Origin of the sequence: Parafrankia sp. FMc2 (assembly GCF_041008525.1) — a bacterium.
Taxonomy (GTDB): Bacteria; Actinomycetota; Actinomycetes; order Frankiales; family Frankiaceae; genus Parafrankia.
The window spans coordinates 112,426-136,470 of the sequence record NZ_JBFLUG010000005.1 but is presented as its reverse complement, the minus strand read 5'-3'; the positions used below and the strand labels follow the sequence as shown (position 1 = coordinate 136,470).

Below are 24,045 nucleotides of genomic sequence, written 5' to 3'. Positions count from 1 at the left end.
CCGGTGGCGGCACGTTCTACACCTAGACCTCGAACGTGCGGGCCGGCAACAACGAGTGCTCGACCACCGGCGGCCCGGACACCCACCCCATCAGGTCAGGATCGGTGCGACCCCATTAGCAACGACCGCGGACGTCGACTCGGCGTCAACGGCGTCCTGGCGGGCGCGGCTGGCGACCGGTTGATCGGATCCGTTCCGGGTGGACTCGGCGGGGCGCGCCGGTCCGGTCCCGAAGCGCTCTGTGGCGATCCGACCGTAGGTCGAGGTTTCGTATTACGCTATTGGATGTGGAGATCCACCGTTCGGCGCGTAAGCACGGTATGGCCGATGCGGACATCATCCACGCCGCGGCGGGGTACCTGGTCGGCTACTCGCTCGATGACGAGAGCCCGCAGTGGGAGCTTCGGCTCTGGGTCCGGATCGGGCGGGCAACCTTCTGGAGATCGTCGTCCTGCTCCTTGACGATGGCACCGAACTGATCACCCATGCGATGCGTATGGGTCCGAAGTACCGGGGTCTCCTGCCGTGACAAGGAGGGGTGAGATGACAGACGGAACAGGGCATGTCCCCACGTCAGGTGGGGTGCCGGTAACCGACGAGCTCGTGGCGCGGCTTGCTGACGAGGCCGAGGCCGGCTATGAGGTCGAGGTTCTGCGACGCCGGGGTGGGCGGCGGCCGATCGGGTCGGCGCCGGGCGAGGTCGTGCCGGTGCGGCTTGATCCGGAGCTGCGTGCGGCCTTGGCGACTCGTGCGGCTGCTGATCACACGAATGCCAGCGAGGTGATCCGGCAAGCCCTCCGTGCCTGGCTCGACGTCGCCTGACGGCGTGAAGCTCGTGGGCGGGGCGATCATGCGCGCAGTCGATCACGCTGGCTGGCGTTCGTGTGTCGGCGGCGGCGAGATCCTGAAACCCGAGCCATGCTCCCACGGACGTCCACGGACAAAGTATGTGAATCTTGCAGTTGGGTAGTCAGCGGGCCCGATGAAGGTCCTCTTCGGGAGCCCCGATGGTGTCGTAGAAGGTCGTGGTAGGCCAGGGAGGTGTCTCGGTGGCGCCTTTCCAGGTCAGATGCACCTGGGCCCAGCGGCCGGCGTCGGCGGCCAACTCGACGACGATGTCGTCCGAGGCGAGAGACCGCGCAATAATCTTGGCCTGTCGACTGTAAAGAGGATGGTCAGCAGCGATCTCCCCGCGAAGCTCTCTGGTGATCGTTTCCCGCTGTTGACGTCCGGTGGCTCCATCTCCGCGGAGGTCAAGCCAGGGGTCGACAAAGACAGGTCCGTCGCTCACTGGGTCATCGTTGCGTAGCTGTGGCGGGCTGGCACTGGCTTCTCTTCGGAGGGGTTGCTGCGGGCGGCACGTGGCCACGCTCGGGCGTGGCACGACCCCGTACGTCGACGGACGACCATGGACGTCGGTGGAAGTCGCGACCCGTGCACGTTCGACCCGTCCATCCCCGCTGGCTCGATGACGACGTCGGGCAAGGTCCCGTTGATACCGGGATCAAGGTAGGGCGTACGCCGTCCCATGCGGCATCGGACATCGTTACCGAAAGGAGGCTCAGCCCAGCGACGGCGCGTGGTTCAGGATCTCCTCCAAACGGTTCCGGAGCAGCGCGGAGGGCTCCACTCCGAGCTCCCGGGACAACCGCTCACGTACATCGTGGTAGGTCAGGATGGCCTCCGCCTGCCGGCCGCATCGATAGAGCGAGATCATCAGCAGGTCGATGAAACGTTCATGCCATGGGTGCGTGAAACTCATCCGCCGCAGCTCGCCGACGACGTACGCCGGATCCCGGTGCTCGACGCTGAACCGCAGACCGTCCTCGACGGCGGTCAGGTACTCCTCCTCAAGCTGCAGCACGGTGGCGCGGCAGACCGGGCCGGCGGTGATGTTCTGTAGCGGAGCCCCCCGCCACAGCCCCAGCGATTCCTGCAGGATGGCGTGAGCCCGCTCGGGGTCGGTGAGGCGCGTGACCCGAGCCCGGGCGACACCGGCGCGGAACACAGTCAGGTCGAGATCGTCCGTGTCGACGTCGAGCAGGTAGCCGAGCGCGCAGGTGAGCAGCTCGGGAGGCCGCCCTCCGCCGATCTTCCTCAGCGTCCTGCGTAACCGGGAGACGGTGACATGCAGCAGGTTCTCGACGGTCGGCGGTGAGTTCTCGCCCCACAGCTCGGCCTGGAGCAGCTTGGCGGGCACCGGACGTCGGCCGCTGACCAGGAGTGTCGCCAGCAGCAGCCGCTGGCGTGCCCCGGGAATCCGGTGTGCCCTGCCATCGACCTCGACCTCCACGGACCCGAGCACCCTGAACTTCACCTCAGGCTTCTCCTGCCGCGCGACATCCACGAAACGGAAGCACCGGCCCCCTGGCGCATCGTCGACCACTCCGTACCGCTGTCGTCCGCACCGCACAACACCCGGCCGCCACGTGGTCAGCATAAGACGGTGCGCGTGCACCCATGCCATCTCCCGGAAACCCTTTCCGGGCTTGTTAGTTTCCTCACGGTGCACAAAAAGGTCGAGACGGATCTCCGGATCTCCGGATATCTGGCCGCCGCCGGGATCCTCTTGCCGGGCTGCCCGGTCGGGTCCGTCCGTCCACTCGTGAACAGGTGGCCGGCTGTCGCCGGAATTCCGCGCCCCGGCGGCAAAGACGTTCTCTGTGGCCCCCCGGGGAACCTCGCCTGGTATCGGGTGTGGATGGTGCACAACCTTCCGATTCTATTCGCCGCGTGCTTTGCGGTCACCTGTCAGGCTCAGGTCAGGGTCCCGCCAGGGCACGAAAGCATCGTTGGTTCCAGCCGCGGCCCGGGACTTCTTCTCGTGGACGCCGCCGCCCCTGGGCAGCGGCCGGTCGAGACGTCGCCGGCCAGGCGAACACAGCTCCCGCGCCATGCGGCGCACCCCACCGGAGGAGGCGTGATGACGACATCGATCACCGGAACGAGCCCGGGAGGCGGCCCGACCTCGGCGCGCCGGCGCACTCAGTTCGAGGTGAGCGGCACACCGGACCTGGACGCTGTGACCCGGACCCTCACCCTCGCCTTCACCGCCGATCCGATCCTCGACTGGACGATCCCGCGCGGGTCCGCCGAGCGTGACCGGTGGCTCGCGGGATTCTTCCGGACCGTCACCGGGATGCTGCTTGACCATCGGGGGCTTGTCGGCTCCACACCGGGTTACGCGGCGCTGACGGTCTGGTCCCCGCCCGGGGAACCCGCGCTGGACGACGCCGAGCAGGCACGCTTCGACGAGCGCCTGGCCGCGGCCTGCGGACCCCACGGCGATCGCGCGGTGGCCCTGATGCGAGCCCTGGACGAGCACTACCCGACGGACCTGCCGCCGCACTTCCACGTGATGTTCTCCGCGACCCGCCCCGGGCCGGGGGCCAGTGGCAGTGCGGTCCTCCTCGTGCACACGCTGCTGCGGACGGAGCACCTGGGCGGCCACGGGATCTACGCGGAGGCCTCCACTCCGCAGAACCGGGACCTGTGGCAGGGGATGGGCATGCGCCCGATCGGCGACGAGATCATCCTGCCCGACGGCGGCCCGTCCCTCTACCCGCTCTGGCGGGACGCGTCGGCCCCCCAAGCGTGACCTCGTCAGGCGGAGGAGCAGATATGACGGGGCAGGCGAGGACCGTTCCCACCGACATTCCGTTCGGGCCGGCGGACGTCCCCTGGGAGAAGGCGTTCAGCGGCCTGCACACGCTTGGCGGCACACCCACGGTGACGCCCCCGAGCAGCGATCCCCGGGAGACCTACGACAACGTCCCCGGGATTCCCTTCGCCGGGTTCCAGCTGCCGGCCTGTGCTCTCACCGCGGAGCAGTACACCGAGGCGGAGTCCCTGCTACGGGCCCACCTGCAGCGGCAGTGCCGGAACTCGGTGGGATTCCAGCTGAACGGCGACCTCGACTACCAGCACCGGCTGGCGCCGTACCTGGACCTGCCCGTCAACAACGCGGGTGACCCCTACCGGACGGGTTCGGTCACGCACAACACCAAGATCCTCGAACGGGCGGTCCTCGACTACTTCGCGTCCCTGTGGAACGCCCGCTGGCCGCATCGGGACGACGATCCCGAGTCGTACTGGGGCTACACGCTGACCATGGGCGCGAGCGAGGGGAACCTGTACGCGCTGTGGAACGCACGGGAGTACCTGTCCGGAAGCCCGCTGCTGCACCCGACCCCGACCCCGGGCCCGTCCGCCCCGGGAACCGCCCGGAGAACGCTGGCCGCCGCCCACCGCGAGCAGGGCTCCGACTCCTTCCATCCGGTCGTCCTCTTCTCCGCGGACACGCACTACTCGGTGACGAAGGCGACCCGGCTGCTGGGCCTCGACACCATGCGGTCTCTCGGCGAGCGGCGTTTTCCCGACGAGAATCCGCTGGGTCGTGGAACCCCCTGGCCGGCGGCGGTGCCTTCGGTCGGCAGCGCGGACGGGAAAAGGGACGGTGACGGTGACGGAGACGGAGAGGGAGAGGGAGACGGCACGATCGACGTCGACCGGCTCGCGGTGATCGTGCGGTTCTTCGCCGCCCGCGGATTCCCCGTCATCGTCAACCTGAACTACGGCTCGGCGTTCAAGGGCGCCTACGACGACGTCGCGTCCGTCGCCCGGATGGTGCACGACATCTGCGCGGAACACGGCCTCGACGAACGCGACGTCGACCACGGCGGGCCCGGCCCCACAGACGTCCGGACCGGCTACTGGCTGCACGTGGACGGTGCCCTCGGCGCCGGGTACGCGCCCTACCTGCAGATGGCCCACCAGGCCGGGCTGGTGGCGGCGGCCCCGCCGCTGTTCGACTTCCGGCTTCCGCAGGTCCACTCGATCACGACCAGCGGTCACAAGTGGATGGGTACGCCCTGGCCGTGCGGCGTCTACATGACCCGGACCAGGCTGCAGATGCTCCCGCCGGCGGACTCGGAGTACGTCGGCTCCGCGGACACCACGTTCGGCGGATCGCGCAACGGTTTCTCACCGCTCGTCATGTGGGATCATCTCGCCCGCCGCTCCTACGACGACCAGATCCGGGCGGCTGTCGAGTGCGACCGCCTCGCCCGCTACGCCCATGACCGGCTGCGGGACCTCCAGGCGGAGTCGGGGCGGGACCTGTGGGTGGCCCGCAGCCCGTTCTCCCTCGCGGTTCGTTTCCGCCGCCCCAGCACCTTGATCGTCACTCGGTACTCGCTGTCGTGCGAGACGACGCGCGTCGCCAGGCTGGTGCGACCGTACGCCCACCTGTACGCCATGCCGCACGTGACCCGGGACCTGATAGACGCGCTGATCCGTGACCTCGCCGCGCCCGGGGCCTTTCCACCCGATCCCGCAAACACGTAGTTGTCGCGAAAGAAATCCTTCGCAGAACAGGGAGAACGGCAGTGACACAGGCTGACAGCGACATCATGCGTCCGGTGACCGAGCTGCTCGGGCGGTTCACCGACTCCACGGAGGCGATCGCCTGGGACCAGGACCTCGTGGAGACAGGAGTCCTCGACTCGCTGACCATGGTGGAATTCTTGCAGTTGCTGGAGGAGATCACCGAATCTCCCATCGACCTGACCACGACGAATCGCGAGCATCTCCAGACCCTGAACGGCATCAGTGCGCTGCTCGAGCGGGCGCGTGCCCGGGACCTTCCCGAGCGCTGATCTGACGGCTCCGTCCCGAGTCGGGGCGGCCCGGCGCCTGGGTACCCTCGGCCATATGCCGTGGACGGTGCCCAGGCGTCAGCCGACGCCTCCGGGACCAGCCCGGCCGGCGGGGGGGCTGGCCAGCTGGCTTCGCTGTCGTTCCTGCCGCCGGGACCGCCCGGACAGTTCGCCTCACAGGTGATCATGCTCACTCTGTTTCCGTTTGCGGTCCGGCTGCGGTTGCACCGATACGTGAGGCAAGGTGTGGGCCCAAAGGGAAAATGCGCTCCACCGGGAGTCGGGCTTGGGCGGCCAGTAGATCACCTTCTCGTACGAGTGATCTCACCTCGCGTGCGAGTGGTGTCACGTCGCGAAGTTCTCTGATCCAATTCCTTACATAGAGCTGGCTGGCTTCTGCCGCAAGACCGACCTGAACGGCGCGGGAGTCGGTTGGCCTTAGATGAAGATCTCGATCGGGGTCCCACTGGATCCGTACCTGGCTGCTGGACAGTTCAAGTCGCCATTCTTGGTGATCTTTGAAAACTCGCCTGTCGAACGAACTCGGGCACGCTTGAGAAAGTGCCCAGACAAAATCTTCACGCTTGATACTGACGGCAAGAATCCGCTCCTGGTCTTTTTTTGTGGCCCAGCCGGAGCGGTGCATCATCCAGAGGAACGACGGTTTGATCCAGGTCATTCTTCCGGGCCGGAACGGAGGGACGAATGTGCCTGCATCGAGCGCTGGATCGGCGATCCTGTCCGGGTAGGCCTGGTAGACTGTGACAGTCTCATCAGTGTAAAGAGCTTTTACTTTTCGCACTGACTCAGTGTGTAGCGGAAAAATAGATCCGTCAACCGATTTCTAAGGGAGCGCCCACAGTCGTATTGCCTTGTCCTTGCTTCCGGCGGCCAGGGTGCGACCGTCCGGGGAGAACCCTATCGACCAGATCCAATCGACGCCGTCTGTTGGGAGTGGACTGAGGGGAACGGGGTTGGACGGGTTGGTCACGTCCCACAGCAGTACCGTACTGTCCCGGCTCCCGCTGGCCAGAATGCGATTGTTCGGTGAGAAGGCCACCGGCCAGACGGCGTTGGTATGGCCGGCGAGGGGCTGGCCGAGGAGGCGGGGTTTGGTTCGATGGGTCACGTCCCACAGCCGCACCGTGGCGTCCTTGCTGGCGCTGGCGAGTACGTCGCCCTTCGGTGAGTACGCGACCGAGGTCACCCAGTCGGCTTGGCCAGTCATGCGAGCGAGGTATGCATTCTTGTCACAGGCTGCGGCGAAGGCGAAGACGGTGCCGCCGACGGCGAGAACGAGCAGCGCCGCGATGGTGGCGAGGCGGTGGCGCGGCCAGTCGGGGACGCGATCGTGCGCGACGCCTGTGGCTGCCGGCGTTTCTCCCCGTCGACCTGTCCTGTGCACGGTCGCCTGCCGGCTGCGGAAGTGACACGCTGTCGGTAAGGAGCGGCGCTTGCCGCCGGGTGGCCGGGGCTCGGGGTTCGGCGGCGGCGCGGACATCGTCGTTGAGCTGCAGCGATATGCCTGACGAGGCAATCCACCCCGGGCCGTAGGCGCTGGCGGCCGCGCGGGCGAGGTCAATCGCGAACGCGTGCGCGGATGCCGGCCGGTCTTCCGGAACCTCGGCGAGTGCGCGCAGGACTACCTTCGCCACCGGCTCGGGTACCCCGGCCGGCGGCGGGATGTCGCGCGAGGAGTTGCGCCACGGCGTCTGCGTAGGCGTGGTCGGATCGAGCGGTGCTGCGCCGGCCAGCAGCAGGTAGAGCATCACCCCCAGCGCATACAGATCGGTGGCCGGCCCCAACCGGCCCCCCATGATCTGCTCGGGGGCCATGAACAACGGAGTCCCGATCACCGCACTCGCGGTGGCCGCCTCCCGGTTCAACAGTTTCGCGATTCCGAAATCGGCCACCTTCAACAAACCGGCGGAGTCGAACAAAATATTGCCGGGCTTGATGTCGCGATGCAGGACACCCCGGGAGTGCGCACAGGACAGGGCTCCGGCCACCGTCAGACCGACCGCGCATGCTCCCTGTTGGCTCATGGTCGCCTGGTGGCGGGTCAGAGTCCCCCCGCTGAGCATTTCCACGACGATCAGGCGAAGATCGTCGGTCTCCACGTAGTCATACACCCGAACGATGTGCGGATGATCCAGACCAGCGAGGATCACCGCCTCGGCAGCGAAACCGGCGGCCGTCCCGTCATGTCTCCCGGCGGCCAGTACCTTGATCGCAACCTCGTGCTGCAGGCCGCGGTGCCAGCCAGCCAACACCAACCCGAACACACCCGCCCCCATCTGGCCACCCAGCTCATAGCCAGTAAGGGCTGCGGCCACCTGCGCCCGATCAATGATCACGATGCGGTCCTGGACCGCCACCAAGATCCACTGCCGTCCGCCGCGCATCCATCCATGTGCCCCGACACGTGCGTGATCCTAACGGCAGTTCCCCGCGCCCTGACGCCATGGCTACCGGCCGTCGAAGATCGATAGCAGCTGCTCGCGAGGCCGGCCTCCGGCGGTGTGGTCCGCAAAGGGGAGGCGCTCAGCCGGCCCGAAAAGCCAGAGTTCTTACTTCTCGCAGCGACTCGGTATGCAGGGGCGGAGGTGCGACAGCAGTCCGACGCGGGTGCCAGCACGCGCACCTGACCGAAGACGTCGCTGCTTGCTGGCCTCAGTGCCCGAGGATCCGGCGCAGGATCTGGTCGACTCGCCGCCACGCGTCGGAGGGGATGGGGCCGAGCAGGTGGGACAGGCCGGAGACCGGTATCCACGCGACGAGTTCGGGCAGGATCGTGCCTCTGATCGGGGTGGTGATCCCGGCGTCGGCGGCGTAGTCGTCGTGGGGCAGGGGTTCACCCGGGATGACCGGGCACATCACGACCCGGCCCGTACCCGCCCGGTTGTACAGGTCGGCTGAAACGATCAGGGCGTGGGCTGGCGCGTCCGCGCGTGCCCAGACCTCACCCTGCTGCACGGCGGCGCAACTCCTCCATGCGGGAGAACTCGGCGTCGAGGGCCTCGGAGGTGACGCCGAGCGCTGCGTTGCGCTGCTGCTGCCGAGCGAACCGGGCCGTCCAGACGGCCTCGGTCAGGGTCTTGTCGACCCAGGCCGACAGGGTGAGCCCGGCAGCTTCAGCCTGCGTCCGGGCGTCCTGCAGGGTGGCCTCGCGAACCGACACGCTCAGATTCGGCATGCTACGCATCATAGGACGGTCCGTCCCATCAGCAGCGCCACCTCGCGGCGAGATCGTCCATGTCGTCCAGGTCCTGGTCGATGCCTCGGCTCGATCGACGGTTTCGCGTGCCTCTGGGCCGCGGCGGGTCCGCCTTCGAGCAGAACACGCATCGTCCCGTCGACGGACCGGCCGAACAGGCGGGCGCCGGGATGGAACCGGCCGTGATCGGCGGCCATGGGAAACGTCATGTCGTGTCAGCAGCTTCCTGTCGAGTGCTCCGGAGAGCGCTCCTGTAGGCGAGCGCGTCGAAACGGAACGGGCCGAGGTCGCCGAGGTCCCAGCCGCGGTGGCCGGTTCGGAAGTCGCGCCAGGTGACGGCGTCGTCGGTGACGTTGACGCGCGCTGTCAACGGCCAGCAGCCGGCGTCACCGCAGACGCAGCCCAGCAGGACGGTGTCGCCGTCTCCGAACCATGTCACGGCCGGCTCGCCGAGGAAGTGACGGCTGGGCCAGCGGATACCCGGGTCGCGAAGACCGGCGTAGCTGCCGGCGAGGTCGGGCTGGCCGTCGGCCTCGGCGGACGACAGCTCGACGGCACGGGCGAGTTCCCTGAGGCCGACGCCGTTCACGTACGGGCAGACCGCCAGCGCCTCGCCGGTCGGAAACGGCTCGGTCTCCAGCCGGAACTCGATCCTGTCCACTGATCGACGGTACCGGCGCCAATCGTGTGAGCGTGGGTGGCTGACCTGGGGTCGTCATCCAGTCAGCCCGTCGGGGGTGCAGGCCACCTGAGTTCAGTTCACGGGTCTGGTCACCCCGGCCGGTCCTCCGGAACCTGCCTGGAGTACTTCTGCCACGATGAGACTCCGGTGGTCCGGTATGCATGCGGGGGTCTGTGGCGGGAGATGTGGCATGAGTCGCGCGGCGAACGACGAAGGTCCGCGGGCGCGGAGGAGAATTCCCCCAACACCTCAGCTGCCGCCAACGTCGTCACCTTACGAGGGCTGGCCCGCGGAGGCGCCCCTCAGGTCGCGACCGCAGCGCCATTCGCTCGGCGAGGTACTCGAGCTCAGACCCAGGAGTGAGAGTTTCAAGGAGCTCGTCCACCGCTACGGCTTCTTGTGGCTGCTTCTGTTTTCTGTCACCCAGGTGTTCCCCGTTCCTGGCTTCGGTGTGAAAATCGAGCTGGCTGTGGCCGGCGGCACTTTTCTTCTCGCGATTCTTCTGGCGTGGAGAAAGTTTCTCAACGAACGCGTTATCGTCAACGACGAGAACTTCGTCCACATCAGCTGGCGTGCCAAGGAGGTCAGGGTACCCTGGGTGGACGTCGCGAGTGCCGTTATAGTCGACACCGGAACCATCATGCGGACGCGGAAACGTCTGGTTCTCCCTCGGTACTCGGCGGCGCCCGCGCCCTGTGTAAGTACCACCCTCCTTGATGTCGATCACCTGTGTCGAGTCCTGCATTATCTCGGCATCCCGGTCTTTCAACCCCCCGGGCGCACGAAGATCCGGGAGATCAGGAGGAGGATCCCCAACGTCAGGTTGCCCTGTGTTCGGGCACATCGAAGAGAAATTGTTCTTGGCCTTGTCGTGCTGCTCGTGATCCATATTCTGGTTGGTGTTGTTTTCTCCTGACCATCCTGATGCGTCCGTCAACGCCGATCCACTCACTGGCTCGCCTGGCTCGGAAGGGCCGGCGCATCCAACCGAAGATCCTGAGCGGCTCTCGCTGGCGAGAGGAACTGGCGGTGACCCGATCTCAGCCAGGGGCCGCGGCCTCGAGGTCGTCGATGGTGCCAGCCATGATCGTGCGGATGTGGCGGGTGATGTGCTCGATCGGCCAGTCCCACCAGGCCAGTGCCAGGAGACGGGTGACGTCCGCCTCGCTGTGGCGGAGGCGGAGGAGTCGTGCCGGGTTGCCGCCGACCACGCCGTAGTCGGGGACGTCGTCCACGACGACCGAGCCGGATCCGATGATCGCGCCGTGGCCGATGCGGACGCCGGGCATCACCAGGGCGCGGTACCCGAACCAGACGTCGTTGCCGACCACGGTGTCGCCGCGGCCGGGCAGACCGGTGATGAGGTCGAAGTGGTCGGCCCAGGATCCGCCCATGATCGGGAACGGGAAGGTCGACGGGCCGTCCAGGCGGTGGTTCGCGCCGTTCATGATGAAGCGCACGCCCGCGCCCAGTGCGCAGAACCGGCCGATGACCAGCTTCTCCGGTCCGTAGTGGTAGAGCACGTTGCGGGTCTCGAACGCTGTCGGGTTGTCGGGGTCGTCGTAGTAGGTGAACTCGCCGACCTCGATCAGCGGGGAGGTGCACAGCGGTTTCAGCAGCACCACCCGCGGCTGCCCGGGTACCGGGTGTACCACGGTTGGATCGGCGGGGACGTCCACCATCACGAACCACCTCCCATCAGGTCGCAACGCCCAGGCGGCGACGATCAGCCATGGTGAGACCCAACCACGGCGCCGCGGACGTCCCGGGGACCGGCTGGTGCGCCGCCGGGCTGATGCGCCGCCGGGCTGATGGGCCGCCGGGCCGATGCGCCGCCGGGCCGGCACGCTGACGCTCCCACTGGCGTGGGTCAGCCAGTGGTGGAGGGTGGGGGAGTCGGCCGTGGTGAGGCCAGCTGATGCCGTCAGGCAAGCCGAACTCACATCGTGCGGCGAGGGAGGGCCGGACGGCTTCTGCGGGCGCACGTCGCCGGACCAGGCAGCATCATCGAGATATGGCCAACGGCACCGGCCGCCCCGTGCCCGTCGGCGCGGCTCCTGACCAGGCAGCCCGCGGCGGCGCGGGCGAGCATGCGTGGCTGGTGCCGACCCGGCGGGCCAGGTGGCGGTACCGGGTGCTGTCCGCGTTGTTCGGGGCGGTGCCCGCGGTGGCGTTCCCCGTGCCGTCGGCGTGGCCGGTCGGTCTCGTCGGACTGGTGCCGGCAACCCTGGTGATCGTGGCAGCTGTCGGCTGGCGGGAGGCCGCGATCCGTGCCTGGTGCAGCGGCACCGGGTTCTTTGTGGCGACCTGTTACTGGCTGGCGCCCACCACCGGTCCGTTTCTCGTCGTCCTCGGTTTGGCGCTCGGCGCCACCTGGATGCCGTGGGGCGTCCTGGTCTGGACGGCGCTGCGCCCGCGACTGCCCCCCCGCCTGCCCGGGGTGTGCCGTCTCGGCTGGGTGCTGGTCGTCCCGTCTGTCTGGGTGGTCGGCGAGTTCGTCCGGTCGTGGGAGGGCTTTGGCGGGCCCTGGGCGCTGCTCGGTGCCAGCCAGTGGAATGCCCGACCGGTCCTGCCGCTGGCCGCCGTCGGCGGGGCATGGCTGCTGAGCTTCCTGCTCGCCGCCGTCAACCTGCTGGTGGCCGCCGCGGTCATGCCAGGCGCGCGGTCGCCGCGGCGGGGACCGTCCCGGGACTGGCGGCGGGCCGGCCCCGCGCTCGCCGCCGGCCTCCTCGTCACCACGATGGTGGCATGCGCGGCGGCCATCCCCACCCCGACCACCACCGGCACGCTTACTGTCGGCGTCGTCCAGCCAGGCGTCGTCCACGGTGCCGACGCGCGGTTCACCGACGGTGTGGGGGCCACCAGGACCCTGGCCGGCGCCGGAGTCGACCTGGTCGTGTGGGGGGAGAGCAGCGTCGGGTTCGACCTCGTCGATGATCAGGCACGGCTGCGCCAGATCGAGGAGCTGTCCCGTGCGCTCGGTGTCCAGATCCTGGTCAACACCGACGCGCGTCGTGCCGGCGAGGACGCCAGCCCCGACGACGGGGGCGGGGGGATCTACAAGTCGGCGGTACTGGTCGGCCCGGACGGCCCGCGCGGGCGGTACGACAAGATGCGGCTGGTGCCCTTCGGGGAGTACATCCCGCTGCGTCCCGTCCTCGGCTGGCTGACCGCAGTGACCGAGGCGGCCGCCGAGAACCGCCGCAGGGGTGACCGGCTCACCGTGCTCGACGCAGGGGAACTGAACGGCAGGACGGTCCGGCTCGGTCCGTTGGTCTGCTTCGAGTCGGCCTTCCCGGACCTGGCCCGCCATCTGGCGAACGACGGCGCGGATGTGATCGTCGTCCAGTCGGCCACCTCGACATTCCAGGACAGCTGGGCACCCGACCAGCATGCGAGCCTGGCTGCGCTGCGGGCGGTGGAGTCGGGGCGGCCCGTCCTGCACGCCACGCTGACCGGCGTGTCCACTGCCTTCGACGCCTCGGGCCGGCAGCTGTTCCGCCTGGGCACGGACGAGCGCGGCGCCTACGTCGTCGACCTGCCGCTGGCCGGTGCGACCCGCACCCTGTACGGCTGCCTCGGCGACTGGGTACCGCGCGGCTCGCTCGCCGTCGTCGCGGCCGTCGCACTCGGTGCCGCGGTGCGGGCACTCCGCCGGTACCGATCGCGTTGTTCGAGTGACGAGGCCAGGGCTTTACGGTGCTGGCGGCGGGCCCGGCAGCGTCGACCTCGTGGTGAAGGTGTTCGGCTCGGCCCGGGCCGGTGAGCCAGAAGTGTTGTGCGGCAGATCCGAGGTCCGCACGACCTTCAGCCCGGCCGCGCGGAAGAGATCGACGACCGCCGCCAGGGCGATGAGCCCGAAGACGAACAGGAATCCGAGCCCGGCGTAGGTGTTCTCCCAGGACCAGCGGCCGTAGCGGATCGAATCCGCGATCGGGAGAAGCGACCAGATTCCGCTGATGGCGAAGACTGCCACGATCCAGCCGGGTCGCCGCACGCTGGCCGCGGTCGCGAGGAGAGCCCCGACAGCGACGACGGCCGGCACGATCATCTCGACGGTGTCGAGCAGGCCGCCGTAGCCACGATAGGCGTGAAGAGGCCAGTTCCAGTGGGCACCGGGGTGGGCCCGGCGGAACAACGACACGCTGAGAGCTGTCGCACCCGCGAGGAGCAGGCCGTGTAGCGCCACGGCGCCGAACAGGTCGCGGCGGGAAACTCCCGCCGAGTATCCGCCCGCCGCCAGCACTGCCAGCAGGCCCAGCACGACGAGCAGATACAACTGCGGCCGTTCGGCGTCCATCGAAGGAGTGGCCAGCGGCACCACAAGAATCGTGAGGACCGCGAGGCAGGTGAGCCCCAGCATGGCGCGGGCGACGCGGCGGGCCTTCGCCGCGGCCGCGACGAAGGCGAGGACCGGCAGGGGATAGAGGGCCGCGCCCATGGTGACGAACGGGCCGAAGCTCAGACCAGACCCGTCCCGCCGGTAACCCCTGTCGACCGGCAACGGCCCGGGCAGCACCTCGGCCACGACGAAAAGGGTGCAGGAGAGTGTGGCGACGGAAGCGAACGCCAGGGCCGCGACGCGGTTCCGTACCGTTTCGGGCAGCAGGCCCAGCGAGGCGCCGAACCTGGCGGCGAGGCCATGGGCGAGCAGGTTCGCGGCTTCGCCGGGACTCGGTCTGGTGCGTCCCTCCGCGTCGGCGACGTCCAGGAGCGTGGCGACGACCTCGTCCGCGTGCTGCTGCTGCCACCTGGGTGGGTAGCACCTCAGCAGGCGGCGGTAGACGATCTCGAGCCGCGGGGCCGTCATGCCGGTGCCTGCACTGGACGAGCCCGTGTGCGAAGTCGGCGGTCGGCCTCGGCGGCGTTCTGTCGCAGGCGGGCGGCCTGCGCGGCAAGAACCTCGACGCCGGCGTCGGTGAGGTCGTAGTAGCGCCGGAGCCGCCCGTCGACCACCTCCTCGCCGCTCTGGCGCACCAGCCCCTGGTCGGCCAGCCGGCCGAGAGCGGCGTAGAGGGTGCCCGCCCGCAGCGTCACCCGGCTGTCGGAGATGGCCTTGACCTCCCGAATCACCGCGTACCCGTGTTTGGCCCCGTCAGCGAGTGCCGCGAGGACCAGGAAGGTCGGCTCGCGGATGTCCTCGATACCCACTTCACCAGCATATACCGACGATCGATATATGCCGGTGCCGGTGCGGCTGAGGGCATCCCGGGCCCCGCATGCGAGCTCGGTCCGCAGCGCGCCGGCCGGGGTGGCGCCCAGTTCCCGGGGGTCCGGTCACAGCCAGGTGCGCAGCGCCATTCCCGGTGACGCCTGACCGGCGTTGGTCGGGAAGTCGGCCGGGTGCAGGGTGTGCCGCGGCTCGGTGCGTTCCGACGAACCGACCATGATCGCGACGTCGTCCAGACCGACCAGGCGAAAGACGCTGTACTCCTTCCTGATGCCGGAGTCGAGGGCGCGGATCAGAGTCGCCATCGGCAGACCGGAGCCCTTCGCGATACAGGGACAGATGGATGCAAGGACAGCGGGTGGATCGACGAACTCGCGAACAGATAGAAGAACGAAAATACGGTAGCGTGCTTCTATGGACCGGACATCCGTGACCGTCATTCAGCATGCGTTTACACAGGTCCAGCAGCTCGGTGGCAGTTCCGTCGACGGAGTCGATATTCTGCTGACCCTCGCGGCCGAGGCCTCCGGGGTCCGCGATGTGTTGGCTGAGCTCGGCGTCACTCCTGAGCGCATCCGCGCCGTTCTCGCCGAGCGTGTCCGGATGCGGTCCGAGCAGCTCGGATACTTCCCGGAGCAGGCGGGGCGCGACAGAGGTGGAGTGCTGTACCTCGGCCCCAGCGCGCATGAGGTCAAGGGGCGGGCGGAAGGCCTGGCGTTCGCGTGGGGTCACCAGGAGACCGAACTTGAGCACTGGCTTCTCGCCGTGCTCTACGCGGATGCGAACCTCGTCGGCGGGCTGCTCGTAGACCTCGGTACCTCGGCGGAGGCGATCGTCGCGGAACTCCGGCGACGGGGCGCACGGGTCCCTGAGGCCGGGGCGCCCCAGCACCATCCCTGGCGCGGCCAGCACCACATCGACGTCGTCGGGCTCGTCGAACCGTTCCTCGCTCTGCTGCGCGAACGTCATCCGCCCGGGTCCGAATGGCGGTGGGCCTTCAACTACTTCCCAGGGGACGTGGAGAACACCCGGTGCCGGGTGCATGCGGAGGAGGGAATTGACCTCCATGAGCTTCTCGCTGAGGTGAAGCAGGGCGGGGCCAGCTGAGATGGATCCGATGATCGATCTTGGCGCAGCAGTCCCGTCCCCGGATCTGGTCGCGGCATGGCTGATTCTCGGAGACCTGCCGACGGAGCGGGTTCCGTTCTGGGCCGCGCACTGGCTTGCCGCTGGCTACGGGGGTGAGGCTCTCACCGAACTCGCCGGGCTCAGTGGGAAGGATCCTGCCAGCGTTCGCGATCTCGTCGAAGCGGCGCTGCTCGAATGCGGCCCGCTGCATATTGACATCGGGGCAGCGGAGTGCTCCTGCCGCCGGGCGGCCGCGATGACGGCCTTCACCGCGGCTGCCCGGCTGATGGCTGACGGTCTTGCTACCGAGCGATGGCTGGTCGGCAAGGTCTATGAGATCGCTGATCCCTGGTTTGACGAGTCCGTGACGAGTCCGCCTCTGGGCTCGTTGTACCTCCTCGAGGAGGAATGGGATGCCGACTGGGGTCGAGCCACAGAACAGCTGAGGAGCATCGTTCGGCGAGCGTGTCGCGAACAGCTGAAGGCTGCTTTCGAGGCCGCTTCGCCTCGCTGACAGATCGACGGACGTGACGGCCGCGCCCTGTGGGCCGATGGCGGGGAACACGGACGGACGGCTGCCGGTTGTGCGGAGCGTGGTGACTCTCGGACCCATCGGCATCGCGGCCTCCGGGCTCGCACCGGGCCTTCCCGGCGCGGAGGTCGATCTCGCGCGGGAGGCGGAGGCGGCCGGCTACTCGACGGTGTGGCTGGCGGGTGGCCAGGGCAACAACCTGCCCGTCATCGACCGGGTCGTGCGGGCGACGGGGCAGATCCAGGTGGCCAGCGGCATCATCCCGGTGGACGTGGTGCCGGCGGCCGAGGTGGCGCGTACCTACGCGGAGCTCGAGGAGTCGTTCCCCGGCCGGTTCGTGGTCGGTCTCGGCGGCGCGCACGGGCCCCGGCCGTTGCGGACCCTCAACGCCTATCTCGACATCCTGGACGGGCGTGAGGCCGGAACCAGTGCTGGAATCGTGCCCGCGTCCTCGCGGGTTCTTGCCGCGCTCGGTCCGGCCGTCCTCACACTGGCCCGTGAGCGGGCGTCCGGCGCCTACCCCTACCTGGTCACTCCGGATTACGTGAGGCAGGCACGGGCGACTCTCGGTGCAGGCCCGGCGCTGGCGGTGCTGGTGGCGGTGATTCCCGAGGCCGATCCGGACAGCGCGCGGGCGACGGCAGCGGAGAGCCTGCGGTTCTTCGTCACCACACCTGGCTACCGGCGCAGTTTCCTCCGCATGGGATTCACGGAGCCGGAGATCGACGGCCTTGCACCGAGGTTTCTCGACGCGGTGACCGCCTGGGGAGACGTCGACTCCATTGTCGCCCGCGTCCGCGAGTACCACGCTGCCGGAGCTGACCAGGTTGTCCTGCGTATCACCGGTGACGCCGGTGGCGACGCGGGTTCCGGTCCTTTCGGTGGGTTGTTGCGCCGATATGCTGAGGCCCTGCTGTCCTGACCCCGAAATTCCGTGGACAGGAACGCGTTGGGATGGTTCCGTGGGGCCAGTGAGCGCCCGAACCTTCCGAGTCATCGTCCGCGGCGCCTTCGCCGATCTCACGGCAGAGCAGCGTGCCGACCTGGCGGCGCACGCCGCGGAGCATGAACCGTTGTGCGCCGCCTTCACCCCCGAAGGCACCCTCACCTACGAGATCGACGCCCGGCCGTTCTTCACCTTCCGGTTCGAGATAACCGCCGACGCTGAAGCGGCCGCGGTGGCAGCGCGGGGTGAGACCCGCGTGCTGGCGTGGCTGGACGAGCGCGGCTACCGCCACAAGCACCTGACGAGCCGCGCCGACGAGGTCCCGCAGACGCCGCCTGGCGCCCGGGCTCGTCGCGAGCAGCGTCGCAACCAGCGGGCCTGACGGGCCGAACCTGACGGGCCGACCCTGCGTCGCCGTGACGCGTGGTCATCCAGACTGCGGGTCGTGTTGGCCGCGGGTTCAGGCTCCGGTCCGCGGGGCGCGGGAGGCTTTCGGCAGTGAGCACAGTGTGCTTTCTCCTGCTGTCTGCCCCGCGCGAAGGAGTGGCTGCGTGTCCGGATCCTCCCGTGGAAGAACGCGACTGACCGTCGCTGTTTTCCTGGCCTTTGTCTCGCTCGGCCTGTCTGTCCTGCCGGCCTCGGCGGACGGCCCGGCCAGCATCCGGATCAACGAGGTCGAGTCGAGCGGGGGTTCGCCCGGTGACTGGGTGGAACTCGTGAACACCGGCGGGACGTCGGTGAGTATTTCCGACTGGGTCGTGAAGGACAACGACAACTCGCATGCTTTCACGGTCGCGTCGGGGACGTCGCTCGTGCCCGGCGGCCGGGTGGTCCTCGATGTCGACCCGGAGTTCGGCCTCGGCAGTTCGGACTCGGTGCGTCTGTACCAGGCCGGCGGCACGTCGCTGGTGGACTCCTATTCGTGGACGTCGCATGCGTCGACGACCTACGGGCGGTGCCCGGACGGCACCGGAGCCTTCGCCACGACGACGGTGCCGACCCGCGGCGCGGCGAACTCCTGCCCGGTTCCGGTCACCGCCTGGCCCGGCGATTCAGCCGTGGCCGTCGCGGACGGCACGAACGTTTTCGGAACCAACCTGAGTGGGCTGTCCTTCCAGAACTCCAGTGTTCTCTGGGCGGTGAAGAACGGCGCCGGGCGCCTCTACCGTCTCGTCCCGAGTGGCACGAACTGGGCCCCTGACACGTCCGGCGGCTGGGGGAGCGGGAAGACCCTGCGTTACGCGAACGGGTCCGGCGACCCCGACGCGGAAGGTGTCGTCATCACCCCGGACGGCGCGCTGGTCGCCACCGAGCGAAACAACAGCAGCGACAGCACCAGCCTGCTGAAGGTGCTTCGCTACGACATCGCCTCCACGGCGACCTCGCTGAACGCGACCGCGGAGTGGAACCTCACCGCCGATCTGCCCGCGGTGGCGGCCAACAGCGGGCTCGAGGCCATCTCGTGGATCCCGGACTCCTACCTCACCGCACACGGCTTCCACGACGAGCATGCCGGAGCCGTCTACACCCCGGCCGCGTACCCGGGTCACGGCAGCGGCCTGTACTTCGTCGGGTTGGAGGCCAACGGGACCGTCTACGCCTACGCGCTCGACCAGGCCGGCGGCGGCTACACCCGGATCGCCACGATCACCAGCGGTCTCGCGGGCGTCATGGACCTGGAGTTCGAGCCGGCGACCGGCCACCTGTGGGCGGCCTGCGACGACACCTGCCAGGGCCGCACCGCGACGCTGGATGTCAACGCCCAGGGCCGGTTCGCCGCCACCGCGGTGTACGCGCGTCCGACCGGCATGTCGAACTACAACAACGAGGGGTTCGCCATCGCGCCGGCGGAGACCTGCTCGGCGGGCCGCAAGCCGGTCGTCTGGTCCGATGACAGCAACGACGCCAGCCACGCCCTGCGGCGGGGCGCCGTCACCTGCTCAGGCTGACCGTCAGTCGGGCGCGGGCGAGTTCCGTCAGCACCTGGCGGTACATGACCGAATCGGCCTGGCTCTCGTACGGAGCCCGGCGCTGGACGGCGATGTCGGTGGGGAAGTCCGCCGGCCAGGCCCGGAGCGAGATCGACACGACCGGTTCGGGCAGAGCGGCGGCGAGTTCGTCCAGCGCCGCCGCCGTCGCCGTCGCCCGACGAGCCGATGCCCGGGCGTGCTCGACCAGGGCCGCGGCGGCGGCGTCGTCGAGGGCCTTGCCCTCGTGGTGGATCGGTGCGGTCGCGACGCCGGGTTCGATCAGCTTGATCCGTCTGCGGTCGGCGACCCGGAGGTCGGCACCGGCCGCGACCGCCACGGCCCAGCCGAAGTGATGGGCGATGCCCAGGCGCATGGTCCCATTCTTGCTCGTCGCGGTGCGGCGGGCGGGTCTGCCCGGGCCGGTACCGTCGGGGCGGTGGACATCCCCCCGAGCAGCCCGGCGAGGCCGGGCGCCCCGCTGCCTGTCGCCGCGATCGACGCCGCCGTGCGCGCGCTCGACGTGAACGACGGCCGGCGGTCGATCGGGCCCGACGAGGCGCTGGCGCTGCGGGTGGTCAAGGTGGCGGAGGAGTGCGGCGAGGCGAGCGCGGCGCTGATCGGGCTGCGGGGCCAGAACCCGCGCAAGGGGTTCTCCTCCGAGCAGCATCTGGTGGACGAACTGTTGGACGTCGCACTGTCCGCACTGGTCGCCGCTGCCTCCGTGACCGATGACTGGGCTGACCGCTTCGCCGCCCACGTGACCGCCAGGACGTCCCGGCTGATCGCCGCCGTCGACGGCGGCGCGCCGGGTGGCGGCGGGACGGGCGCCAGGGCACCGGGTGGCGCCGCATCCGGCGCCGGAGCCGCGGCCGACTGACTGTCCGTGCGGGCGGGTGCCGACGGACGTCCGCATCCGTTCGAATGGCCCGCCAGCCCGGGTTAGGCTCCGGACCATGCCATCGCCAACCCCGGAAACGCGCGTACCCGTCGAGCCGCAGCCCACCGGGCCGGGGCACGGCGGAGCGTCAGCGGAAACGTCTCCCCCCGGAGGGATCGGGGAACAGCGCACCGCTGCCCGGCGGCAGAAAACCATCAGCTGGGACGACCCTGCCGCCACCGCTGCGCTGGGTATGGGAATGTCCGGCCTGGATTTCCTGCGCGGCATGGTGGCCGGGACGGTTCCGCCACCGCCCATCTCCCAGGTGTTCGACTTCCGCCCGGTCTCGGTCGAGGTCGGTGACGTGGTCTTCACCTGCGAGCCGGACGAGTCCGCGTACAACCCGATCGGCGTTGTGCACGGCGGGCTCGTCTGCACTCTGCTGGACACCGTCACCGCCTGCGCGGTGCACACCACGCTGGCTGCCGGGGTCGCCTACACCTCCCTGGAGCTCAAGGTCAGTTATGTGCGCCCCGTCAGTGTCATCCCCGGCCGGGCGAACACCCTGACCGCGCACGGATGGATTGTGCGGCCCGGTCGCCGGGCCGCGTTTGCCGAAGGTGATGTCCGGGACGTGAACGGCCGCGTCGTGGCCACGGCCAGCACCACCTGCCTCGTCATGGAACCCTGATCCGGCCCGGCTCCGGCGGAGGGCACCCGGGCGGGTCGGCCACTGACGGTATTTGCCTATAATTTCATTGTGTGGCGTCGGCTGCGCCTGCCCCCGGAGGACGACGATGACCAGTGCCCCGCGGGATTCGTCCGGAGAATCGGAACCGGAGTGGGAAGCCGTCCTGACTCCGCTCACGCCGCAGGATCCCCGGGAGATCGGCGGGTTTCTGACCCGGGCCCGGATCGGCGAGGGCGGCATGGGCACGGTCTACCTCTCCTACACCCCGGGCGGGCGGCCGGTCGCACTCAAGCAGGCCCGCGCGGAGTTCGGCGCCGACCTGGAGTTCCGGCGCCGTTTCGCGCGTGAGGTCGCCATCGCCGCGCGGGTGCAGGGCCTGTTCACCGCGCCGGTCGTCGCGGCGGATGCCGACGCCCGCCTGCCGTGGCTCGCCACGGCCTACGTGGCCGCGCCGTCGCTCGCCGTGGCGATCGCCCGCCACGGCCCGCTGCCGGTCGAGAGCATCCTCATGCTGGTGGCCGGGGTGGCGGAGGCGCTGGAGTCGATTCACGGTGCCGGCGTGATCCACCGCGATCTGAAACCGGGAAACATCATTCTGGCCACTGACGGTCCCAGGGTGATCGATTTCGGGATCTCCCGGGCTGTCGAGGGCTCGAGTTCACGCACCCATCCGAGCGTCCTTTTCGGGACGCCCGCGTTCATGGCCCCGGAACGGGTGCGCGGCGACGATCTGGGTCCCCCCGGTGACGTGTTCGCACTGGGGTCGACGGCCTACTACGCCGCCACCGGCGAGCTGCCGTTCGGCGTCGACAGCGCGGTGTTCCACCGGATCGCGTACGAGAGCCCGAACTGGCGGCGCTGCCCCGACCAGATCCGGGCGGTACTGGCCCGGTGCGTGGAGAAGGCACCGGGGGATCGCCCGCGTCCGGCGGAACTCATCGAGCTGTGCCGACAGGCGTCCACGGACGAACGGCTGCGGGTCGGCGAGGGCTGGCTGCCCGCCACGGTCGCCGGCGAGATCACCCGCTACCAGCTTGCTCCACTCGCGGCTGTGGAACCCGACGCCGGTGCGGTTCCCTCGAGGCCTGAGCCTTCACCGGCGGCGCCCGCCGAGCGGTCCACCGTCGAGGTCGCAGCCAGCTCCGCGCCCGCGCCCGCCCCCGCTGCTCCCGTGACCGTGACCGTGACCGCGATGGACGCGAAGGATGATGCGGCCGAGGGCGAGATATCGGCTGCGCCCAAGCGTCCGGTCTGGGTGCCGTGGATCTTCGGTGGATCCGGCGCGGTGCTGGTGCTCCTGGTGATCGGCATCGCCATCGCTCTCGCGGGAGCTTCGCCCGACGACCGGGACGGGCGGTCGGCGGCGGACCAGCCGGTCGTCTCGGCGCTGGCCTCCCTGTCCGCGTCCGCGTCCGCGTCGGCGTCCGGGACGGGCCCGCCGCCTGCCGAGGTGGGTCCGAGCGCGGCGGCACCGTCAGGAACCGGGCCGGCCGGGACGTCGTCGACAGGGGTCTGGGCCGAGGACACGCTATGGCTGTACGAGAACGTCTGGGACCGGGATTCGCTGGCCATCGAAACGGTGCCGCTGACCGTCACGGACGCCTCGCGCGACTTCCATGTGCTGTCGGGGAAGCTGCTGGGGAACAGGCTCGCCCAGTGGAGCGGTCCCGGTGAGCCGACTGCGGCCGGGTGTGCGCAGGACCTGCGTTCCCGTCCTGTCGGCACTCTCGACAACCACGATGGTGTCCGGTTCTGCGCGCTTGGTGTGGAGACCCGTCGTATCGCCGCGGGGCGGGTGGAGTCCTACGACAACGGGGTCAGCGTCATCCGCTTCACCGTCTGGGACCAGCTCCTCGAGGACTGACCTGGGCCCGTCGGCGGCGGACAACCGGCCGCCGCCGGGCGTGGCAAGGTGCTTTCCCGGCAAACAGGTGATGAACACCCAGCTCGGGCAGACCCATCCGGCCGGGCTGGTGATGGGATCGGGCACGACACATCCGGGCCTGACCAGGCGTGACCGGGTCCGGTCCGGCACGCCCCCATCCGCACGCCCGGAACGGGTAGGCACTGACCGACGGACGTGTGCCGCCCGCGATGCCGAGCGAGACGCCACCGGAGGCTGCGATGAGCGAACTGATCACGGAAAAATCCGGTCCGCGGCCTGTCGGGACACTTCCCCGCAAGCTGCCGATCGAGTACCTCGGCGTGAATGTCGACGAACTGCGGGTGGTTGAGGAGGACGCCGACGACGCCACCCTGCTGCGCCCGGACGGGACCTCCATCGACACCTGGCGTGAGAACTACCCGTACACGCAGCGGCTGTCACGTGACGCCTACGAGAAGGAGAAGCGGCTGCTGCAGATCGAGCTGCTGAAGCTGCAGTACTGGGCGAAGGAGACCGGTCAGCGGGTGGTTCTCGTCTTCGAGGGGCGGGACGCGGCCGGCAAGGGCGGCACCATCAAACGGTTCACCGAGCACCTGAACCCACGCGGGGCGCGGATCGTGGCGCTGGAGAAGCCGACCGAGACCGAGCGCGGGTCCTGGTATTTCCAGCGCTATGTCGCGCACCTTCCCACGGCCGGCGAGATTGTCATGTTCGACCGGTCCTGGTACAACCGCGCCGGGGTCGAGCGAGTGATGGGGTTCTGCACCCAGGACGAGTACCGCGAGTTTCTCCGCCAGACGCCCGAGCTCGAGCGGATGCTCGTCCAGAGCGGCATTCATCTCATCAAGCTGTGGTTCTCCGTCTCGCGCAGTGAGCAGCAGACCCGTTTTCTCATCCGTCAGATCGACCCCGTTCGGCAGTGGAAGCTGAGTCCCGTCGACCTGGCCGCCCTCGACCGGTGGGACGCCTACACCGAGGCGAAGGAGTCCATGTTCTTCTACACGGACATTCCCGAGGCCCCGTGGACCGTCATCAAAAGCAACGACAAGCGCCGCGCCCGGGTGGAGGCACTGCGCTATGTCCTATCCCGGCTTGACTACACCGGCCGGGACGACTCGGTCATCGGGCACCCCGACCCGCGCATCGTCGGAGCGGCGGCGGGCCTGCTGGAGACGGGTGAGCAGGCCGGCCGGGAGTTTCCCCGGCTCTGAGCCGCAAGCTATGGACACGGAGAGTAGTCGTTTCTAAGCTCTCTGATGTTGACGGCTTCGCCGCCAGCCGCGACAGGTG

Annotated in this window: 30 protein-coding genes; 17 read left to right on the top strand and 13 right to left on the bottom strand. The window is 69.1% G+C overall.

The features are described from left to right. The 3 genes from AB1460_RS03815 to AB1460_RS03805 form a co-directional block, all read left to right on the top strand. Positions 1-184, top strand: a 184-nt coding sequence (locus AB1460_RS03815; protein WP_368959162.1) for a hypothetical protein, incomplete at its 5' end; no start/stop codon positions are given. A 136-nt stretch (positions 185-320) separates the two neighbouring features. Continuing rightward, entirely contained in the window at positions 321-479 is a 159-nt protein-coding gene (locus tag AB1460_RS03810; RefSeq protein ID WP_420497184.1) for a hypothetical protein, read from the top strand. Between the two features lie 64 nt (positions 480-543). Further along, positions 544-822, top strand: a complete 279-nt coding sequence (locus AB1460_RS03805; protein ID WP_368959161.1) for a ribbon-helix-helix protein, CopG family — start codon at positions 544-546, stop codon at positions 820-822. A 148-nt stretch (positions 823-970) separates the two neighbouring features. Here the strand turns inward: AB1460_RS03805 and AB1460_RS03800 are convergent, their stop codons facing one another. Both AB1460_RS03800 and AB1460_RS03795 read right to left on the bottom strand, forming a co-directional pair. After that, on the bottom strand, positions 971-1,291 hold the full coding sequence (locus AB1460_RS03800) for a hypothetical protein (protein ID WP_368959160.1): 321 nt from the start codon (positions 1,289-1,291) through the stop codon (positions 971-973). 270 nt (positions 1,292-1,561) lie between these two features. After that, positions 1,562-2,317 (bottom strand): AfsR/SARP family transcriptional regulator, encoded by a 756-nt coding sequence (locus AB1460_RS03795; RefSeq protein WP_368959159.1) that lies wholly within the window; start codon positions 2,315-2,317, stop codon positions 1,562-1,564. Positions 2,318-2,923: 606 nt separating this feature from the next. On the opposite strand from AB1460_RS03795, the gene AB1460_RS03790 reads away from it, so the two are divergent. The 3 genes from AB1460_RS03790 to AB1460_RS03780 are packed head-to-tail and all read left to right on the top strand — an operon-like array spanning position 2,924 to position 5,657. After that, positions 2,924-3,598: a GNAT family N-acetyltransferase gene (locus AB1460_RS03790; RefSeq protein ID WP_368959158.1), complete on the top strand. Its 675-nt coding sequence runs from the start codon at positions 2,924-2,926 to the stop codon at positions 3,596-3,598. Between the two features lie 23 nt (positions 3,599-3,621). Next, a complete protein-coding gene (locus tag AB1460_RS03785) occupies positions 3,622-5,346 on the top strand; it encodes a pyridoxal-dependent decarboxylase (protein ID WP_368959157.1) in 1,725 nt (574 codons plus the stop codon). Between the two features lie 41 nt (positions 5,347-5,387). After that, positions 5,388-5,657 (top strand): phosphopantetheine-binding protein, encoded by a 270-nt coding sequence (locus AB1460_RS03780; protein WP_368959156.1) that lies wholly within the window; start codon positions 5,388-5,390, stop codon positions 5,655-5,657. Positions 5,658-5,847: 190 nt separating this feature from the next. Here the strand turns inward: AB1460_RS03780 and AB1460_RS03775 are convergent, their stop codons facing one another. The 6 genes from AB1460_RS03775 to AB1460_RS03750 all read right to left on the bottom strand — a co-directional run bounded on the left by AB1460_RS03775 (position 5,848) and on the right by AB1460_RS03750 (position 9,535). Further along, entirely contained in the window at positions 5,848-6,459 is a 612-nt protein-coding gene (locus tag AB1460_RS03775; protein WP_368959155.1) for a DUF4291 domain-containing protein, read from the bottom strand. 42 nt (positions 6,460-6,501) lie between these two features. Further along, positions 6,502-6,885, bottom strand: coding sequence for a WD40 repeat domain-containing protein (locus AB1460_RS03770; protein WP_368959154.1), 384 nt, complete (start codon positions 6,883-6,885; stop codon positions 6,502-6,504). 22 nt (positions 6,886-6,907) lie between these two features. After that, entirely contained in the window at positions 6,908-8,035 is a 1,128-nt protein-coding gene (locus AB1460_RS03765; RefSeq protein ID WP_368959153.1) for a serine/threonine-protein kinase, read from the bottom strand. A 295-nt stretch (positions 8,036-8,330) separates the two neighbouring features. Beyond that, positions 8,331-8,633 (bottom strand): hypothetical protein, encoded by a 303-nt coding sequence (locus AB1460_RS03760; protein ID WP_368959152.1) that lies wholly within the window; start codon positions 8,631-8,633, stop codon positions 8,331-8,333. After that, entirely contained in the window at positions 8,620-8,853 is a 234-nt protein-coding gene (locus AB1460_RS03755) for a hypothetical protein (protein WP_368959151.1), read from the bottom strand. The genes AB1460_RS03760 and AB1460_RS03755 overlap by 14 nt, the downstream gene beginning before the upstream one ends. A gap of 226 nt (positions 8,854-9,079) precedes the next feature. After that, a complete protein-coding gene (locus AB1460_RS03750) occupies positions 9,080-9,535 on the bottom strand; it encodes a hypothetical protein (RefSeq protein WP_368959150.1) in 456 nt (151 codons plus the stop codon). Positions 9,536-9,746: 211 nt separating this feature from the next. On the opposite strand from AB1460_RS03750, the gene AB1460_RS03745 reads away from it, so the two are divergent. Next, positions 9,747-10,472 (top strand): hypothetical protein, encoded by a 726-nt coding sequence (locus AB1460_RS03745; protein WP_368959149.1) that lies wholly within the window; start codon positions 9,747-9,749, stop codon positions 10,470-10,472. 124 nt (positions 10,473-10,596) lie between these two features. On the opposite strand, the gene AB1460_RS03740 is transcribed toward AB1460_RS03745, so the two are convergent. Then, positions 10,597-11,238, bottom strand: a complete 642-nt coding sequence (locus AB1460_RS03740) for a CatB-related O-acetyltransferase (RefSeq protein WP_368959148.1) — start codon at positions 11,236-11,238, stop codon at positions 10,597-10,599. A 332-nt stretch (positions 11,239-11,570) separates the two neighbouring features. Here AB1460_RS03740 and lnt point away from each other — a divergent pair, with 332 nt between their 5' ends. Beyond that, positions 11,571-13,322 carry an apolipoprotein N-acyltransferase gene (gene lnt / locus AB1460_RS03735; RefSeq protein ID WP_368959147.1) on the top strand — a complete coding sequence of 584 codons (1,752 nt, stop codon included), beginning with the start codon at positions 11,571-11,573 and terminating at the stop codon, positions 13,320-13,322. Here the strand turns inward: lnt and AB1460_RS03730 are convergent. From AB1460_RS03730 to AB1460_RS03720, 3 genes are all read right to left on the bottom strand, one after another. Next, positions 13,251-14,366 (bottom strand): hypothetical protein, encoded by a 1,116-nt coding sequence (locus AB1460_RS03730; RefSeq protein WP_368959146.1) that lies wholly within the window; start codon positions 14,364-14,366, stop codon positions 13,251-13,253. The two genes, lnt and AB1460_RS03730, sit on opposite strands and share 72 nt — an antisense overlap. After that, positions 14,363-14,707: a PadR family transcriptional regulator gene (locus AB1460_RS03725; RefSeq protein WP_368959145.1), complete on the bottom strand. Its 345-nt coding sequence runs from the start codon at positions 14,705-14,707 to the stop codon at positions 14,363-14,365. Before AB1460_RS03725 ends, AB1460_RS03730 begins: the two co-directional genes overlap by 4 nt. Before the next feature lie 126 nt (positions 14,708-14,833). Beyond that, entirely contained in the window at positions 14,834-15,031 is a 198-nt protein-coding gene (locus AB1460_RS03720) for a hypothetical protein (protein WP_368959144.1), read from the bottom strand. A gap of 124 nt (positions 15,032-15,155) precedes the next feature. On the opposite strand from AB1460_RS03720, the gene AB1460_RS03715 reads away from it, so the two are divergent. The 5 genes from AB1460_RS03715 to AB1460_RS03695 all read left to right on the top strand — a co-directional run bounded on the left by AB1460_RS03715 (position 15,156) and on the right by AB1460_RS03695 (position 19,281). Further along, entirely contained in the window at positions 15,156-15,833 is a 678-nt protein-coding gene (locus AB1460_RS03715) for a Clp protease N-terminal domain-containing protein (RefSeq protein ID WP_368959143.1), read from the top strand. A 1-nt stretch (position 15,834) separates the two neighbouring features. Then, entirely contained in the window at positions 15,835-16,368 is a 534-nt protein-coding gene (locus AB1460_RS03710) for a hypothetical protein (protein WP_368959142.1), read from the top strand. Positions 16,369-16,447: 79 nt separating this feature from the next. Further along, entirely contained in the window at positions 16,448-17,308 is an 861-nt protein-coding gene (locus AB1460_RS03705) for a TIGR03620 family F420-dependent LLM class oxidoreductase (RefSeq protein WP_368959141.1), read from the top strand. Between the two features lie 49 nt (positions 17,309-17,357). Next, the gene (locus AB1460_RS03700; RefSeq protein ID WP_368959140.1) at positions 17,358-17,714 is read left to right on the top strand and encodes a DUF6204 family protein; all 357 of its coding nucleotides are present in this window, start codon (positions 17,358-17,360) and stop codon (positions 17,712-17,714) included. Between the two features lie 169 nt (positions 17,715-17,883). After that, complete coding sequence (locus AB1460_RS03695; RefSeq protein ID WP_368959139.1) at positions 17,884-19,281, top strand: lamin tail domain-containing protein; 1,398 nt, start codon at positions 17,884-17,886, stop codon at positions 19,279-19,281. Here AB1460_RS03695 and AB1460_RS03690 read toward each other — a convergent pair. Continuing rightward, a complete protein-coding gene (locus AB1460_RS03690; RefSeq protein ID WP_368959138.1) occupies positions 19,265-19,675 on the bottom strand; it encodes a hypothetical protein in 411 nt (136 codons plus the stop codon). The genes AB1460_RS03695 and AB1460_RS03690 overlap by 17 nt on opposite strands. Before the next feature lie 63 nt (positions 19,676-19,738). Here AB1460_RS03690 and AB1460_RS03685 point away from each other — a divergent pair, with 63 nt between their 5' ends. The 4 genes from AB1460_RS03685 (at position 19,739) to ppk2 (ending at position 23,966) form a co-directional block, all read left to right on the top strand. Then, the gene (locus AB1460_RS03685; RefSeq protein WP_368959137.1) at positions 19,739-20,179 is read left to right on the top strand and encodes a MazG-like family protein; all 441 of its coding nucleotides are present in this window, start codon (positions 19,739-19,741) and stop codon (positions 20,177-20,179) included. A gap of 259 nt (positions 20,180-20,438) precedes the next feature. Next, positions 20,439-20,870, top strand: a complete 432-nt coding sequence (locus AB1460_RS03680) for a PaaI family thioesterase (protein ID WP_368959136.1) — start codon at positions 20,439-20,441, stop codon at positions 20,868-20,870. 106 nt (positions 20,871-20,976) lie between these two features. After that, the gene (locus AB1460_RS03675; protein WP_368959135.1) at positions 20,977-22,734 is read left to right on the top strand and encodes a serine/threonine-protein kinase; all 1,758 of its coding nucleotides are present in this window, start codon (positions 20,977-20,979) and stop codon (positions 22,732-22,734) included. Positions 22,735-22,994: 260 nt separating this feature from the next. Next, a complete protein-coding gene (gene ppk2 / locus AB1460_RS03670) occupies positions 22,995-23,966 on the top strand; it encodes a polyphosphate kinase 2 (RefSeq protein ID WP_368959134.1) in 972 nt (323 codons plus the stop codon). Positions 23,967-24,045: the final 79 nt, after the last annotated feature.